Consider the following 14,972-nt stretch of genomic DNA (forward strand, 5'->3'; position numbering starts at 1 on the left):
ATTTTTCGTCTTGCGACGTTAAGAATCCGTATCTTCGAGTGCCCACACAGATTGTCTGATAAATTGTTAAAGAGCAGTTGCGACGCGGCTTGCAGCTCACCGTCGCGAGGTGGCGTATATTACGCTTTCCTCTTTCAGAGTCAAGCGTTTAATTTCGCTTTTCTCTGTCGAGATTCTCAGGAGAACCTCGCTGACCCGGCGGCTTGTTTGCCGTTGTTCCGTGTCAGTGGGAGCGCATTATAGGGAGTTATTTCTGGCTGACAAGAGGGAAAATGCATTTTTCTTTCAACCGCTCACCTTTTCGCCTTTTCGTCGATTATTTCTGCTTTTTGATGGCCGCAGGCAGGTCTGCCAGGCTATTAATCACCCAATCTGCCGCTTTCTCCGCTTCTTCCGTCACCGGCTTACCGGTGCGCACCAGCACTTTTGTACCGACATTCGCCGCTGCGGCTGCCAGCATGTCTTCAATTTTATCGCCAACCATATAAGAAGAAGCCATATCAATGTGCAGATATTCCTGCGCCGACTTCAACATACCTGGATGCGGTTTGCGACAGTCGCATACCTGACGATACTCTTCTACCGTTCCCTGCGGGTGGTGCGGACAATAGTAGATACCATCGAGATCGACACCACGGTCGGCCAGCGACCAGTCCATCCATTCCGTCAGCGTTTCAAACTGCGCTTCAGTAAACTTCCCGCGAGCAATACCCGATTGGTTAGTCACCAACACCAGGGCATAGCCCATTTCTTTTAATTCACGCATCGCGTCAATGACGCCATCGATAAACTCAAACTCATCTATTTCATGAACGTAGCCATGATCGACATTAATCGTGCCATCACGATCGAGAAAAATAGCGGGTACGGACTTTGCCACCGTGTTGCTCCTGAATAAGGCATGTGCCCTTAGTATCGCATGTTTCGCCAGGCAAGAAAGCGTCGATCGCATAAATCAGATTGATTTAGACGTCTAGATGCCTTAACATCCGTTTTGTTGACGGTCATCGCCCGTCCAGGGCAGAAGAAAATGCCGCGGATAACTCCTAACTGATAATAAAAAATCTAATGATTAAACTTTCGAATATCACCAAGGTGTTCCAGCAGGGCCACCGCACGATTCAGGCACTAAACAACGTTAGCCTGCACGTGCCTGCGGGACAAATTTACGGCGTCATTGGCGCATCCGGCGCAGGTAAAAGTACGCTCATTCGTTGCGTTAACCTGCTTGAACGCCCGACCGAAGGCAGCGTTCAGGTCGGCGGCCAGGAACTGACTTCATTATCTGAGTCGGCACTGACCAAAGCACGCCGCCAGATTGGCATGATCTTCCAGCACTTTAACCTGCTCTCATCTCGCACGGTATTTGGCAACGTCGCGCTGCCTCTGGAACTCGACAATATGCCGAAAGAAGAAATCAAGCGCCGGGTCACCGAGCTGCTGGATCTCGTCGGTCTGGGCGATAAGCACGACAGCTATCCGGCAAACCTGTCCGGCGGACAGAAACAGCGCGTGGCGATTGCCCGTGCTCTGGCCAGCAACCCCAAGGTGTTGCTGTGTGATGAAGCCACCAGCGCGCTGGATCCAGCCACCACGCGTTCTATTCTCGAACTGCTGAAAGACATTAACCGTCGTCTGGGCCTGACTATTCTGCTTATCACCCACGAAATGGATGTTGTTAAGCGTATCTGTGACTGCGTCGCCGTGATTAGCAACGGTGAGCTGATCGAACAGGATACGGTGAGTGAAGTCTTCTCTCATCCGAAAACGCCGCTGGCGCAGCAGTTCATTCAGTCCACACTGCATCTGGATATTCCAGAAGACTACCTGGCACGTCTGAAAGACACTCAGTCCGCTGATAGCGTTCCCATGCTGCGCATGGAGTTTACAGGTCATTCGGTAGACGCCCCGCTGCTGTCAGAAACCGCGCGTCGCTTTAACGTGAATAACAACATTATTAGCGCGCAGATGGATTACGCGGGCGGCGTGAAGTTCGGCATCATGCTGACCGAAATGCACGGTACACCTGAAGATACGCAAGCGGCCATCGCCTGGCTGCAGCAACACCATGTAAAAGTAGAGGTATTGGGTTATGTCTGAGGCCATGATGTGGTTACTGGCGCGCGGCGTCTGGGAAACGCTGGCCATGACGTTTGTGTCAGGCTTTTTCGGTTTCGTGATTGGTTTGCCGGTTGGCGTGCTGCTTTATACGACACGTCCGGGACAAATCATTGAGAACGGCAAGCTTTACCGCATTCTCTCTGCGCTAGTGAATATCTTCCGTTCCATTCCGTTCATTATCCTGCTGGTGTGGATGATTCCATTTACCCGCGTGATTGTGGGCACCTCCATTGGTCTGCAGGCGGCGATTGTTCCGTTGACCGTGGGCGCCGCGCCGTTTATCGCCCGTATGGTGGAAAACGCCCTGCTGGAGATCCCGACCGGGCTGATTGAAGCTTCCCGCGCAATGGGCGCAACACCGATGCAAATCATCCGTAAAGTTCTGCTGCCGGAAGCCCTCCCGGGCCTGGTGAATGCGGCAACCATTACGCTGATTACGCTGGTTGGTTACTCCGCGATGGGCGGTGCCGTGGGCGCTGGCGGCCTGGGCCAGATTGGCTATCAGTACGGCTACATTGGTTATAATGCGGTCGTGATGAATACAGTGCTGGTATTGCTGGTCGTTCTGGTTTATTTAATTCAACTATCTGGCGATCGTATCGTCCGGGCAGTGACTCATAAATAGCGTTACACACAACACAACTTAAAAGTTTAAGGAAATAAGCATGGCGTTCAATTTTAAAACCTTTGCGGCAGTTGGGGCCCTGATTGGTTCTCTGGCACTTGTTGGTTGCGGCCAGGACGAGAAAGATCCAAACCACATCAAAGTCGGCGTGATCGTCGGCGCAGAACAGCAGGTTGCTGAAGTTGCACAGAAAGTAGCAAAAGAGAAATACGGTCTGGACGTTGAGCTGGTTACCTTCAACGATTACGTACTGCCGAACGAAGCGCTGAGCAAAGGCGACATTGACGCCAACGCCTTCCAGCACAAACCGTACCTCGATCAGCAGATCAAAGACCGTGGTTACAAACTGGTATCCGTGGGTAATACCTTCGTTTACCCGATTGCTGGCTACTCGAAGAAAATCAAATCTCTGGATGAACTGAAAGCGGGCGACCAGATTGCCGTGCCTAACGATCCAACTAACCTGGGCCGTACTCTGTTGCTGCTGCAGGCACAGGGGCTTATCAAACTGAAAGACGGCGTTGGTCTGCTGCCGACCTCTCTGGATATCGTAGAGAACCCAAAAAATCTGAAGATTGTTGAACTGGAAGCTCCGCAGCTGCCGCGCTCACTGGACGATGCGCAGATTGCGCTGGCCGTCATTAACACCACCTACGCCAGCCAGATCAACCTGACCCCGGCGAAAGACGGTATCTTCGTGGAAGGTAAAGAGTCTCCGTATGTGAACCTGATTGTCACTCGCGAAGACAACAAAGACGCGGAAAACGTGAAGAAATTCGTTCAGGCATACCAGTCTGACGAAGTTTACGAAGCGGCGAACAAAATCTTCAATGGCGGCGCTGTTAAAGGCTGGTAATTGTCTTACCGCTAAGCAGTATCTTTCAAGACGGGCACATGCCCGTCTTGTCATTTATGCAAGCACCTGATTCAATAGCCCCCTGGTCTACCCTTTATAGAGGAATTACTATGCGTGCTTTACCGGTCTGTTTATTAGCGCTCCTGTTAGGCGGCTGCTCCATGCTAAACAGATCTCCCGTTGAACCCGTTCAAAGCACTGCGACCCCCGTCAAAACGGAGACCGCGAAACCGAAGGCGCCACGCGCAACGCCGGTACGAATTATTACCAACGCTGAAGATCTGGTCGGTAAGCCGTTCCGCGATCTGGGCGAGGTGTCGGGCGAATCTTGCCAGGCAACCAATCAGGATTCACCGCCGAATATCCCAACCGCGCGCAAACGCATGCAAATTAACGCGTCGAAAATGAAAGCGAACGCAGTACTGCTGCACAGCTGTGAAGTGACGAGCGGCACGCCGGGCTGCTACCGTCAGGCGGTCTGCGTCGGGTCTGCGCTCAACGTTTCCGCGAAGTAATGAGCACCTTCTCATTCGCGCAAATCGGCGTTATTCGCTCTCCTTATAAAGAGAAGTTTGCCGTGCCTCGCCAGCCGGGGCTGGTTAAAAGCTGTAGCGGCGAGCTGCATCTGGTCGCCCCCTACAACCAGGCCGACGCGGTGCGCGGTCTGGAGGCTTTCAGCCATTTGTGGGTGTTGTTTGTCTTCCATCAAACGATGGAAGGCGGCTGGCGCCCCACCGTTCGCCCTCCTCGTCTGGGCGGCAACGCGAGAATGGGCGTGTTTGCAACGCGCTCGACCTTCCGCCCTAACCCAATTGGGATGTCGTTGGTCGAACTGCGTGGTATCCGCTGCCATAAAGAACAGGTGATTCTTGAACTTGGCGGGCTTGACCTCGTCGATGGCACGCCGGTGGTAGATATTAAACCGTATCTGCCCTTTGCCGAATCGCTGCCGGAAGCGCGCGCTAGCTATGCGCAGGACGCGCCACAGGCCGATATTAACGTCACCTTCAGCGAGGAAATCGCCCAGCAGTTGCTCGGGCTGGAAAAACGTTACCCGCGCCTTCGTCAGTTTATTGCCGAAGTGCTGGCGCAGGATCCGCGTCCTGCCTACCGTAAAAATGAGGAAGAAGGCAAAACCTACGCGGTCTGGCTGCTGGACTTTAACGTCCGCTGGCGCGTAACAGCATCAGGATTTGAGGTCTTTGCCCTCGAAGCCCGGTAATTTGCGCCGCGCACTCTTTTGACATCCCTTTCTCGCTGGTAAACTAAACCACTTTTGTTTTGTGCCAGGCTCGTCTTGAGCCTGTTCAATCGTCCAACTGGAATCGTAACAACATGCGTACTAGCCAATACCTGCTCTCCACTCTGAAGGAGACACCTGCCGACGCCGAGGTTATCAGCCATCAGCTGATGCTGCGCGCCGGGATGATCCGCAAGCTGGCCTCCGGGTTATACACCTGGCTGCCGACCGGCGTGCGCGTCCTGAAAAAAGTCGAAAACATCGTGCGTGAAGAGATGAACAACGCCGGTGCGATCGAGGTGTTAATGCCGGTAGTTCAGCCTTCCGAACTGTGGGAAGAGAGTGGCCGTTGGGAACAGTATGGTCCGGAACTGCTGCGTATTGCTGACCGTGGCGATCGTCCGTTCGTCCTCGGCCCGACGCACGAAGAAGTGATCACCGACCTGATTCGTAACGAGCTGAGCTCTTACAAACAGCTGCCGCTGAACTTCTATCAGATCCAGACCAAATTCCGTGACGAAGTCCGTCCACGTTTTGGCGTGATGCGCTCCCGTGAGTTCCTGATGAAAGACGCCTACTCTTTCCATACTTCTCAGGAATCTCTGCAAGAGACTTACGACGCGATGTACGCGGCATACAGCAAAATCTTCAGCCGCATGGGCCTGGATTTCCGTGCTGTACAGGCTGACACCGGTTCTATCGGCGGTAGCGCCTCCCATGAATTCCAGGTGCTGGCGCAGAGCGGCGAAGATGATGTGATCTTCTCTGACTCTTCCGACTACGCGGCAAACATCGAGTTCGCAGAAGCGCTGGCGCCGAAAGAGCCGCGCGCGGCAGCAACCCAGGAAATGACGCTGGTCGATACGCCAAACGCCAAAACCATCGCCGAGCTGGTTGAGCAGTTCAACCTGCCAATCGAGAAAACCGTGAAAACGTTGCTGGTTAAAGCGGTAGAAGGCAGCAAGTCTCCGCTGGTTGCGCTGCTGGTTCGCGGCGATCACGAGCTGAACGAAGTGAAAGCGGAAAAACTGCCACAGGTTGCGGCTCCGCTGACTTTTGCCACCGAAGCAGAAATTCGTGCGCTGGTGAATGCAGGTCCAGGCTCTCTCGGCCCGGTCAACCTGCCAATTCCAACCGTTATTGACCGCACCGTTGCGGCAATGAGCGACTTCGCCGCTGGCGCAAACGTCGACGGTAAGCACTACTTCGGCATCAACTGGGATCGCGACGTCGCTACCCCAGAAGTGGCGGACATCCGTAACGTGGTCGCTGGCGATCCGAGCCCGGATGGCAAAGGCACGCTGATGATCAAACGCGGTATCGAAGTGGGCCACATCTTCCAGCTGGGTACCAAGTACTCAGAAGCGATGAAAGCCTCCGTACAGGGCGAAGATGGCCGTAACCAGATCCTGACCATGGGCTGCTACGGTATCGGGGTGACTCGCGTCGTGGCTGCGGCTATCGAGCAGAACTTTGACGACCGCGGCATCGTATGGCCAGACGCCATCGCGCCGTTCCAGGTAGCGATTCTGCCGATGAACATGCACAAATCCTACCGCGTGCAGGAACTGGCAGAGAAGCTGTACGCTGAACTGCGTGCGCAGGGTATCGAAGTGCTGATGGACGACCGTAAAGAGCGTCCGGGCGTGATGTTCGCCGATATGGAGCTGATTGGTATTCCGCACACCATCGTGCTGGGCGACCGTAACCTCGACAACGACGATATCGAATACAAATACCGTCGTAACGGCGAGAAGCAGCTGATTAAAACCGGCGACATCGTCGATTACCTGGTGAAAGCCATTAAAGGCTAATCGCGAACCCCGGCTGAGCGAAGCGACGCCGGGAATTCCCGGATAACCTTTGCCGGATCATCCGGCAAAAAAACGAAGGCCTCGCATGATGCGAGGCCTTTTTATTAGTTGCCGCAATCCTTACCTGGCACAAACTTCGCGCCTTTATCGGTCGCCAAAGTCTTCACCATCGCGCCGGTATCCGGATTAGCCTCAACGGTAAAGTGCCCTTCGACCACCAGCAGAATCGGTTTGTTCTCGCCGCCTTTTGCAGCCGCATAATCGCGCTCCAGTTGGGCGTTATTCACGACCGCCACGCGCTGCCCGGTAGCACAGTCGGTAAAGGTGGCCGCGTCTGCCATGTAGAAATACATCCCGCGCATTGCCATCGGCGTGGTTGGCAGGCTTGCTTTAACCGGTTCCAGCGTATAGTTCAGCGTCGATTCGATGGGGTTACCCTCGCGGTCAAGCATCTCCAGCTTGTCACCCTTCGCCCGGTAGTAAGACTTCTCCCCCTGGCTGTCGGTCAACACCAGCTTATCGGCGGTGCGCGCCCAGGTACCGTACGAGCCAAACGATGACGGCTCACGGCTGACGCCCTGATAGCGCTCGTTCATCACCCAGGTACCGTCCTTCTCGAGGAACAATGAGGTCTCAATGCCTTCGCAATCTGCGCACGGCAGAACACCGCGCCAGCTTTGCTGCATAGGGGTTAATTCTGCTGGCTGCGTCGGCTTGACGGTGGTCACTTCAGAATGGTTGCATCCGAATAACCCAAACAGCATCCCCGTGGCCGCAATGGCCAATATCGCTTTTTTCACCCTCAATTCCTTATACTTATTACATCCACGTCCGGCTTAATAGCGAACTTTCCCGCGCATGGACTTCACTGAAGATTTCTGCGCTTTTGAATTCAGCCGCCGCTCTTTCGACGCGCGGGTTGGGCGCGTAGGGCGTCGGCTTTTTTGTTCTGTCGTTAACGTCTGGATCACTGCCACCAGCCTGGCAATCGCCGCTTCGCGATTCATCTCCTGGCTACGGTATTCCTGCGCCTTAATGATAATCACACCGTCAGCAGAAATTAAGTGGTGGCTGGCGGCGAGCAGGCGCTCTTTATAATACTCCGGCAGGCTGGAGGCGCGAATGTCAAAACGCAGGTGAATCGCCGTGGAGGTCTTATTCACATGCTGCCCGCCCGCGCCCTGCGCCCGGATGGCGGTAATCGTCAGTTCATCATCCGGGATGCTCACCTGCCGGGAAAGCGTAATCATGCCCGCGTCTGCCACGGCGTCAGGTGAATTTCCAGATTATTCTGAGCATCCGATAACCAGATTGCCCCTTCCTGAATCGTCGCTTGCAGCGTCATCGTGCGCTCGGCAAACGCGCTGAGCTTCGCCAGCTGTTCATCGTCAAGATACCAGATACTCAGGTTTTTAAAGCCCGCCATTTTGCTCTGGTTCTGCTGCCACCAAATCTCCGCAGCACGACTATTATAGGTGAACAGCGCCACCTCCTGCGCCAGGCTACAGGCTTTTTTGATCCGCCGCTCATCCGGCAGCCCCAGCTCAATCCACAGATCGATACCCAAATGATCGTTGCGCAGCCACACCTCCGGCTCGTCGTCCGAAGAGAGGCCGCGGGTAAACTGCAGACGTTCGTCAGCATACTTAATCCACGCCAGAAGACGCAGCATCATGCGCTCCTGGGTTTCGGATGGGTGGCGCGCGAGGGTTAACGACGCGTCCAGAAACTGACTACGGTCGAGATCGGCGACGTTGACCACTGCTTTATAAATCGTTGCTTTCAGCGCCATGGCTAAACTCCTGAAAAAAATGGTGGTCATTGTAACGAAATCAGCGCCAAAAGGCCCGTCTGCCGCCGCTCATCCCGCTGATAATGCTTAAATGAGTGTGATATAGTCACCTTGCTAAACAGAGATTATCTTCATAGGCTTAATTGAAGCGCTGACAGGAGGGCATGTGGGCAACTATTGTGAGTTGATTCGCCAACGCTACGCGGAAATCGCGAGCGGTGATTTAGGGTATATCCCGGATGCGCTAGGCTGTGTACTGAAAGTTTTGAACGAAGTTGCGGCGGATGACGCCATTTCTGAGTCAGTCAGGGAAAAAGCCGCGTATGCGGCGGCAAACTTACTGGTGAGCGATTATGTCAATGAATGATACTTATCAACCCATCAACTGTGATGACTATGACAATCTTGAGCTTGCCTGCCAGCACCACCTCGTCCTCTCGCTGGAGCTGAAAGATGGCGAAGTGCTGCAAGCCAAAGCTCACGACCTGTTATCACGCAAGAACGTGGAATATCTGGTTGTCGACAGCGCGGGCGATCTGCGCGAGCTGCGTCTTGATCGGATAACCAGCTTCAGCCACCCGCAAATCGGCACCGTGGTGGTCAGTGAATCATAATTAAGAAACGGGCAGCTTAGCTGCCCGTTTTCTGCCAGCCCAGACGTACCCCTTCTCCCGCTTCACAGCCACCATCTCGTGTGACAAATCGCCCTGCGGCGGCAATCAGCGTATCGCCGTAAAACAGCAGCGGTGTGGTATCACGCAGCCAGGGGGGCACGCCCAGCTCCTGCCAGATTTTCTTCAGCTTGCGTCCGCCGTGACGGCCTACGATATGCAGCATCCCCGGCGCTTTAAAACGAATCGTAACCGGTTCGCTGGCATGCGGTGGACGAATATCGCCGCCCGGCGACAAAAAGACCTGCCCAAGACCGTCCGGTAATACCAGCGGCGCGCGTAAATTTTGCCACACGATTTCGCTATCCGTTTGCCCTGGCAGCGCTTTGACCCACCACAAACGTTGCTGAAAGCGACGAACGTCAAAATCGCCGAGACGCAGGCACGGCGAGGCATCTTCACGCGCAAGTGCCACCTCCTGCCACAGCCGAGTCAGCATTTCCCGCGACGGCATCGTTGCCCCCAGCCCGGCCAACCAGCGGCGCAGCAGCGCGGCGCGTTTCGGCCCACTCATGCTGACCAGAGGGTCAATCGCCAGCGAGCCGTTTTCGTCAAGCAGCAGCGACAGCTCGTCGGCCAGCAGCTCATCCAGCAGCTGTTCCTGCTCCCCGCACAGCGCCGCGCTACGCGCTGCCGCTTCGGCAAAGTGCGGCCAGCGGGCATTCAGCAGCGGCAAGACGCGTAGACGCAGGAAGTTGCGGTCGTAGGCGTCGTCCTGATTGCTCTCATCTTCAATCCAGCGCAGTCCGTAACGCTGTGCCCACAGCAGCAGCGTGGCGCGAGTTTCATGCAACAAAGGGCGGATCAGCTGTGTATCGGCAAACGTCGCGCTCACCGGCATCGCCGATAGTCCGGCAGGCCCACTACCGCGCTTAAGCGCCAGCAGCAACGTCTCGCTCTGGTCATCGAGGTGCTGCGCCGTCAGCAGTACTTCTCCGGGCAACAGCGCTTCACGGAAAGCCTGATAGCGCGCCGCTCGGGCCTCGGCTTCGAGCCCTGCGCCACTCTGCCTCAGCGTGACGCGTTCGACCACCAGCGGTACCTGCCACTCTGCGCACAGCTGCTGGCAGTGCTCAACCCAGCTGTCGGCATTCTGGCTGATGCCATGATGAATGTGGATAGCCCGTAGGGAAATGCCCGGCTCCTGTCGCCGCCAGCAAACCAGTTGATGCAACAGCACCGTCGAGTCGAGACCGCCGCTGAACGCGACCAGAAACTGGCGATGCGGAGAGAGTTGCTGCACAAGGGAAGAAGGCGTCATTGTCATATCATCGTGAAAAGTATCGCCCGGCACGTTACCGGGCCGGGCGGCTGATGACAAGCCTTACTGCTGGTAAAGCTCCAGCGGCAGGCCGTCAGGATCGTTGAAAAAGGTGAATCGCTTGTCGGTGTACGGATCGATGCGAATCGCCTCACAGGCAACGCCGTGGGCTTCCAGATGCGCCACAGCGGCATCGATATCCTCTACGCTGAACGCCAGGTGGCGCAATCCACACGCCTCCGGGCGACTTGGGCGCTCGGGGGGAAACGGGAAGGAAAACAACTCAATCACATACTGGCCATTCAGCGCCAGGTCACCTTTCCACGAATCGCGCGCTTCACGATAGACTTCGCTTTGCAGCGTAAAGCCAAGGATGTCGCAGTAGAAGGCCTTACTCTTCGCGTAGTCGGCGGCGATGATAGCAATATGGTGAATCTGTTTTAACCCCAGCATGGTTTTACTCCGTTAACCGTTTCTCAGCACGTTACCCGCGCAGGACGTTATCATGCAAGCCCTCAGCCGTTTTTTAGGACTCTAACGCGGTAGACGCCGTTTTCATCGCGTTTTGCACCGTGGATATCGGTTTCAAAGCCCGGATAATGTCGTCCAATGGAACAAAGCATCAGCAGGAAATCGAGCACGGAACGGCTCTCCTCGGTGATCATTTCCCCCGGCATCAACAGCGGCACGCCCGGTGGATACGGCAGAATCATGTTCGCCGAAACGCGCCCAACCAGCTCTTCCAGCGCCACCGTTTCCACCTCGCCTTTAATTTGTTGTTGCCATGCGCGATGTGGTGTCAGCTTCATCTCCGGCAGCACGTCAAAAGCCCGCAGCATCAATCGCGGAAGATCGTGCTGACGAATCAGGCGGTGGATCCCTTGCGCCAGATCCTGAATGCGCATATGGCGGTAGAAGTCAGGATCCTCAGCATAGAGATCCGGCAGCATGTTCTTCACCCGTAGGTTCAAATCGTAGGCGCGCTTAAACTCCGTGAGCCCACGCAGCAGCCCCATCGCTCGGGTTTTATCAATACCGATGCTGAACAAGAACAACAGGTTATACGGCCCGGTTTTCTCCACCACTACACCATGCTCGTCGAGGTATTTTGCCACCAGCGCCGCCGGGATCCCTTCGTCGCTCATATTGCCCTGCTCGTCCATGCCTGGCGTGAGGATCGTAACCTTCACCGGATCGAGGAACATATGATCGGTATCGGCGTCGCTGAAACCGTGCCAGTCCTCTCCTGGCGACACCGGCCAGCACTCAGCTTCATCAATCTCTTCCGGCTGCCAGATATCAAAGAACCAGCTGTCCGACTCTTCTCGCAGCCGCTGTACCTCTTTACGGAAGTGCAGCGCGCGTTCGACCGAGCGATTGATCAGTCGACGTCCGGGATTACCGCGCAGCATGGCCGCGGCGGTCTCGATTGACGCCACGATCGGATAGCTCGGTGACGTCGAGGTGTGCATCATAAAGGCTTCGTTGAAGGTGTCTTCATCATAGTCGCCCTTAATGTGGATTAATGATGCCTGCGACAGCGCCGCCAGCATCTTGTGGGTCGACTGAGTTTCAAAGAACACTTTTCCCGGCACGCGCTCGCCGCTCATGCCGCTTTTCCCCTGGTAAATGGGGTGGAAGTGGGTATAGGGCACCCAGGCGGAATCAAAGTGAATCGACGGAACATCGAGCGTCTGTTTAATCCAGTTGGTGTTATACAGCAGACCGTCATAGGTGGAGTTAGTGATCACCGCATGCACCGGCCACTGCGCACCGTCGGTGGCCTCCACCTTCCGCTGGAGGCTGTCGCGAGTAAACTCCCGTTTCGGGATCCCGCCGAGAATACCCAGCGCGTTACGCGTCGGCTTGAGCCACAGCGGCACAACATCGCTCATCATCAGCAGGTGCGCCAACGACTTATGGCAGTTGCGGTCAATCAGTAACGTGCTGCCGCCAGGCGCCGCATACATACCAATAATTTTATTCGAGGTAGAGGTGCCATTAGTCACCATATAGCTCTGCTCGGCGCCAAAGGTGCGGGCGATATACTCTTCCGCCTCAAGATGCGGGCCGCTATGGTCAAGTAACGACCCCAGTTCAGTCACCGAAATAGACACATCGGCCTTTAGCGTATTGGCCCCGAAGAAATCATAAAACAGGCAGCCTACCGGGCTTTTCTGATAGGCCGTACCGCCCATATGCCCCGGCGTACAAAAGGTATACTTTCCCTCATTCACATAGGTAAATAACGCTTTGGTGAACGGCGGCGTAATGTTATCGAGGTATTCATCTGTGTATTGACGGATGCGAGTTGCAATATCGCTGGCCTGCCCCAACGCATACTCGAAAAACCACAGCGCCATGCGCATGTCATGCGCGCTGACGTCCATCGTCGAGTGGTTATTGATAAAAGCGTAAAGCGGCAGATATTCATTGAGCTGGTTTATCTCTCCGCAGAGATCGACGCTGTATTCGTCCCAGTCAAAAATAACCCCGCAGATGCGCGGGTTGTGCTCGATAAACTTCAGCAGGTCGGCACTGTTTTGCGGCCAGATAATTTTGAAGCCCTGCGCCTGTAGCGCACTCTCCAGTTCCTTGATTGGCTCGTCTTTGTAATAGACGCCGTGCGGGCCCATAATCGCGATGATATTCATGCTTCCCTCCTGGACAATCCAGGTAAAAGCATAACAGCAATCATGCCAGCGCACCGCACTGGCATGATTTCTTCATTTTACAGCGCTTTCCACGCATCGCCCCATGCTAAACCGGCACCCGGCTCGTAGTAGGTCGGCGCATTGTTGCACCACGCGCCTTCCGGCAGCGGTTTACACTGATAGAGCGCACCGTGGTTATTCACGATCTCGCCCGCCTTCCAGGTCTGGGTTGCGCTCCAGGCTGGGTAATCAGTCGACTTACCCTCATCCCCTTCCGCAGCTTTCGCCTTCACGTTCAGAGTGTAGGTTGTGGTGCTGGACAGGCTACCGTCGCTCACCGTCAGGCTAACCACATACTGCGCATCCTGATCCTTAACCGGTGCGGCAAAGGTGACGACCGATTTATCCTGACCGCTTAACGTCTGCCCATCCTGCAACATCCAGGTATAGCTGAGCTTATCACCGTTGGCGTCGCTGGAGCCTTCCGCGCTTAACGAAACCTGGCTGCCTGCATCCACCGCGCCAACCGGCCCGGCGATACGCGCCACCGGAGCGACGTTAGCGGCAGGAGCCGGTGTGGTATCGTCGGTGGTGTCAGACGGTTCATCGGCCTGGCCGCTGTCATCAACGATATTAACGTTAAAGTGCTTCTGCACGCACTTCGCATAGTCACCTTCTTTAAAGGCGCTGTACGGCGTCTGATAGCCCACTAACTGACAGGCGTTGGTTTTACCATCGGCGGTTTCCGCGCTCCATCCCCAATCCATTTCCCAGTAGATCGGCAGAGCCCCAGCGCCACCTTCATCAAACTGCTTCATCTTTTTACAACCGAGGACTTCATCGTCAGCAATCGGCACTTTCAGATAGTTAGCAAACTCTTTGTAGTAAGCAATACGGTTCAGCGACTGCGCATTTTCATCCGCACCGCCACACTCTACGCCACCGTTGATAATCTGAATGGTGACGCCAAACCCTTCAACGAGGCCGTTCGCTTTATCATGGTCGTTAGGCTGCCATGTGCCATCGATAACATGCAGCATGGAAGGTTTCGGCGGTTGCGGGTAAACAAAGAAGAAGACGGCGCTGGCCAGGTTCATCCAGGTATCGGCCACCAGCTCCGGTTTGTCCAGCAGCGGGCGCACATCGCCGTCATACATCGCATCAGAGAACGGGCCATAGTTGTAGTTATAGGAAAGCTGCTTGGCCCCGCGACCGAAATAGCTCAGGTAATCACCATCTTTATCCTTCCCGCACGGCCAGGTTTGCCCCTGCCAGATGTTCGGATCACATTCGCCGTTGTAGCCGCCTTTCTGGCCTTCAACCCAGCCCACTTCACGCAGATAAACCAGCGCCTGGCGCCATTCAGGAATATCGCGCCAGCTTTCATGGCCGCCAGTCTCCTGGGCAAAGTGAGCAAACATCGTAGCCAACGATTTCCGACAAATCGCATCGCTGTCGCGCCCATCGGTATAAGTGCCGCAAACGGCAGGAAATTTACCAATCGCTTTCAGAAAATTCGAATAGGTATATTCCGGCGCACGCATGGGAAACAGATAGTCCCAATCTTGCTCGGTCAGGATGCTCTCGACTCGTTTAACGTTTTCCGGGTTTGCCGCCCGGCCCGGTGCGATTTTTTCGACTTCGCTGTTAGCGAGCGTTTTAATGGACGATTTTACCGAGTTCATCAGCGGAAAATCGGTTAACGCTTTTTCTTTTGCCGCAAGATCGCTCGCCTTGATGGTTGTCGCTTCTGTCGCGCTCAGCAACGGCGCCGCATGAGCAGCCCCCAGACTTAACATGATCCCTGCGGCCACGGCGCTTAATGTAACAGTTTTAGATGAAGCCATAGTTGTTCTCCTTTTCTCCTTGTAGGCTGCCCGTAGTGGCTTAATGCCTGGCAGTGGCCTCAGTTTTGCCGCAGGAGCGCCTCATCCACTA

The 14,972-nt window shown here is 55.2% G+C and carries 16 protein-coding genes; 8 read left to right on the forward strand and 8 right to left on the reverse strand.

Features of this window, described 5'->3' with window-relative positions:
* Positions 1 to 316 precede the first annotated feature (316 nt).
* The gene (gene gmhB / locus GY169_RS18990; RefSeq protein WP_163447308.1) at positions 317 to 880 is read right to left on the reverse strand and encodes a D-glycero-beta-D-manno-heptose 1,7-bisphosphate 7-phosphatase; all 564 of its coding nucleotides are present in this window, start codon (positions 878 to 880) and stop codon (positions 317 to 319) included.
* Positions 881 to 1,068: 188 nt separating this feature from the next.
* Between gmhB and metN the strand changes: the two genes are divergently transcribed.
* The 6 genes from metN (at position 1,069) to proS (ending at position 6,656) form a co-directional block, all read left to right on the forward strand.
* Entirely contained in the window at positions 1,069 to 2,100 is a 1,032-nt protein-coding gene (gene metN / locus GY169_RS18995; protein WP_167576693.1) for a methionine ABC transporter ATP-binding protein MetN, read from the forward strand.
* On the forward strand, positions 2,093 to 2,746 hold the full coding sequence (locus GY169_RS19000) for a methionine ABC transporter permease MetI (RefSeq protein ID WP_064547618.1): 654 nt from the start codon (positions 2,093 to 2,095) through the stop codon (positions 2,744 to 2,746). Before metN ends, GY169_RS19000 begins: the two co-directional genes overlap by 8 nt.
* A gap of 40 nt (positions 2,747 to 2,786) precedes the next feature.
* Positions 2,787 to 3,602, forward strand: coding sequence for a methionine ABC transporter substrate-binding lipoprotein MetQ (metQ, locus tag GY169_RS19005; protein ID WP_163447304.1), 816 nt, complete (start codon positions 2,787 to 2,789; stop codon positions 3,600 to 3,602).
* Positions 3,603 to 3,712: 110 nt separating this feature from the next.
* Entirely contained in the window at positions 3,713 to 4,117 is a 405-nt protein-coding gene (gene rcsF, locus GY169_RS19010) for an Rcs stress response system protein RcsF (protein WP_064547614.1), read from the forward strand.
* Positions 4,117 to 4,824: a tRNA (N6-threonylcarbamoyladenosine(37)-N6)-methyltransferase TrmO gene (gene tsaA, locus GY169_RS19015; protein ID WP_163447302.1), complete on the forward strand. Its 708-nt coding sequence runs from the start codon at positions 4,117 to 4,119 to the stop codon at positions 4,822 to 4,824. Before rcsF ends, tsaA begins: the two co-directional genes overlap by 1 nt.
* A 113-nt stretch (positions 4,825 to 4,937) precedes the next feature.
* The gene (gene proS, locus GY169_RS19020) at positions 4,938 to 6,656 is read left to right on the forward strand and encodes a proline--tRNA ligase (protein WP_167576695.1); all 1,719 of its coding nucleotides are present in this window, start codon (positions 4,938 to 4,940) and stop codon (positions 6,654 to 6,656) included.
* Positions 6,657 to 6,760: 104 nt separating this feature from the next.
* On the opposite strand, the gene nlpE is transcribed toward proS, so the two are convergent.
* From nlpE to GY169_RS19035, 3 genes are read right to left on the reverse strand one after another with little or no spacing between them, the layout of a single operon-like run.
* On the reverse strand, positions 6,761 to 7,456 hold the full coding sequence (gene nlpE / locus GY169_RS19025) for an envelope stress response activation lipoprotein NlpE (protein ID WP_167576697.1): 696 nt from the start codon (positions 7,454 to 7,456) through the stop codon (positions 6,761 to 6,763).
* Between the two features lie 36 nt (positions 7,457 to 7,492).
* Positions 7,493 to 7,906 (reverse strand): alternative ribosome rescue aminoacyl-tRNA hydrolase ArfB, encoded by a 414-nt coding sequence (arfB, locus tag GY169_RS19030; RefSeq protein ID WP_065356570.1) that lies wholly within the window; start codon positions 7,904 to 7,906, stop codon positions 7,493 to 7,495.
* Positions 7,903 to 8,448, reverse strand: coding sequence for a YaeQ family protein (locus tag GY169_RS19035; protein WP_163447296.1), 546 nt, complete (start codon positions 8,446 to 8,448; stop codon positions 7,903 to 7,905). Before GY169_RS19035 ends, arfB begins: the two co-directional genes overlap by 4 nt.
* Before the next feature lie 166 nt (positions 8,449 to 8,614).
* Between GY169_RS19035 and GY169_RS19040 the strand changes: the two genes are divergently transcribed.
* The gene (locus GY169_RS19040) at positions 8,615 to 8,815 is read left to right on the forward strand and encodes a YaeP family protein (RefSeq protein WP_064547602.1); all 201 of its coding nucleotides are present in this window, start codon (positions 8,615 to 8,617) and stop codon (positions 8,813 to 8,815) included.
* Entirely contained in the window at positions 8,802 to 9,062 is a 261-nt protein-coding gene (gene rof / locus GY169_RS19045; RefSeq protein ID WP_163447294.1) for a Rho-binding antiterminator, read from the forward strand. The genes GY169_RS19040 and rof overlap by 14 nt, the downstream gene beginning before the upstream one ends.
* 16 nt (positions 9,063 to 9,078) lie before the next feature.
* On the opposite strand, the gene tilS is transcribed toward rof, so the two are convergent.
* The 4 genes from tilS to GY169_RS19065 form a co-directional block, all read right to left on the reverse strand.
* Positions 9,079 to 10,386, reverse strand: a complete 1,308-nt coding sequence (gene tilS, locus GY169_RS19050; RefSeq protein WP_167576699.1) for a tRNA lysidine(34) synthetase TilS — start codon at positions 10,384 to 10,386, stop codon at positions 9,079 to 9,081.
* Positions 10,387 to 10,443: 57 nt separating this feature from the next.
* On the reverse strand, positions 10,444 to 10,833 hold the full coding sequence (locus GY169_RS19055) for a VOC family protein (RefSeq protein ID WP_167576701.1): 390 nt from the start codon (positions 10,831 to 10,833) through the stop codon (positions 10,444 to 10,446).
* A gap of 62 nt (positions 10,834 to 10,895) precedes the next feature.
* Complete coding sequence (locus GY169_RS19060; protein WP_167576703.1) at positions 10,896 to 13,034, reverse strand: lysine decarboxylase LdcC; 2,139 nt, start codon at positions 13,032 to 13,034, stop codon at positions 10,896 to 10,898.
* Between the two features lie 77 nt (positions 13,035 to 13,111).
* Positions 13,112 to 14,881 (reverse strand): chitinase, encoded by a 1,770-nt coding sequence (locus tag GY169_RS19065; RefSeq protein WP_167576705.1) that lies wholly within the window; start codon positions 14,879 to 14,881, stop codon positions 13,112 to 13,114.
* Between the last annotated feature and the right edge of the window lie 91 nt (positions 14,882 to 14,972).

It is taken from the genome of Kluyvera genomosp. 3 (genome assembly GCF_011765685.1).
GTDB classification, from domain to species: domain Bacteria; phylum Pseudomonadota; class Gammaproteobacteria; order Enterobacterales; family Enterobacteriaceae; genus Kluyvera; species Kluyvera georgiana_A.

What these genes read in the sequence shown, in the direction of transcription:
- metN (WP_167576693.1), top strand. Translation starts at nt 1,069, where the DNA reads ATGATTAAACTTTCGAATATCACCAAGGTGTTCCAGCAGGGCCACCGC.
- GY169_RS19000 (WP_064547618.1), top strand. Translation starts at nt 2,093, where the DNA reads ATGTCTGAGGCCATGATGTGGTTACTGGCGCGCGGCGTCTGGGAAACG.
- metQ (WP_163447304.1), top strand. Translation starts at nt 2,787, where the DNA reads ATGGCGTTCAATTTTAAAACCTTTGCGGCAGTTGGGGCCCTGATTGGT.
- rcsF (WP_064547614.1), top strand. Translation starts at nt 3,713, where the DNA reads ATGCGTGCTTTACCGGTCTGTTTATTAGCGCTCCTGTTAGGCGGCTGC.
- tsaA (WP_163447302.1), top strand. Translation starts at nt 4,117, where the DNA reads ATGAGCACCTTCTCATTCGCGCAAATCGGCGTTATTCGCTCTCCTTAT.
- proS (WP_167576695.1), top strand. Translation starts at nt 4,938, where the DNA reads ATGCGTACTAGCCAATACCTGCTCTCCACTCTGAAGGAGACACCTGCC.
- arfB (WP_065356570.1), bottom strand. Translation starts at nt 7,906, where the DNA reads ATGATTACGCTTTCCCGGCAGGTGAGCATCCCGGATGATGAACTGACG.
- GY169_RS19035 (WP_163447296.1), bottom strand. Translation starts at nt 8,448, where the DNA reads ATGGCGCTGAAAGCAACGATTTATAAAGCAGTGGTCAACGTCGCCGAT.
- rof (WP_163447294.1), top strand. Translation starts at nt 8,802, where the DNA reads ATGTCAATGAATGATACTTATCAACCCATCAACTGTGATGACTATGAC.
- tilS (WP_167576699.1), bottom strand. Translation starts at nt 10,386, where the DNA reads ATGACAATGACGCCTTCTTCCCTTGTGCAGCAACTCTCTCCGCATCGC.
- GY169_RS19055 (WP_167576701.1), bottom strand. Translation starts at nt 10,833, where the DNA reads ATGCTGGGGTTAAAACAGATTCACCATATTGCTATCATCGCCGCCGAC.
- GY169_RS19060 (WP_167576703.1), bottom strand. Translation starts at nt 13,034, where the DNA reads ATGAATATCATCGCGATTATGGGCCCGCACGGCGTCTATTACAAAGAC.
- GY169_RS19065 (WP_167576705.1), bottom strand. Translation starts at nt 14,881, where the DNA reads ATGGCTTCATCTAAAACTGTTACATTAAGCGCCGTGGCCGCAGGGATC.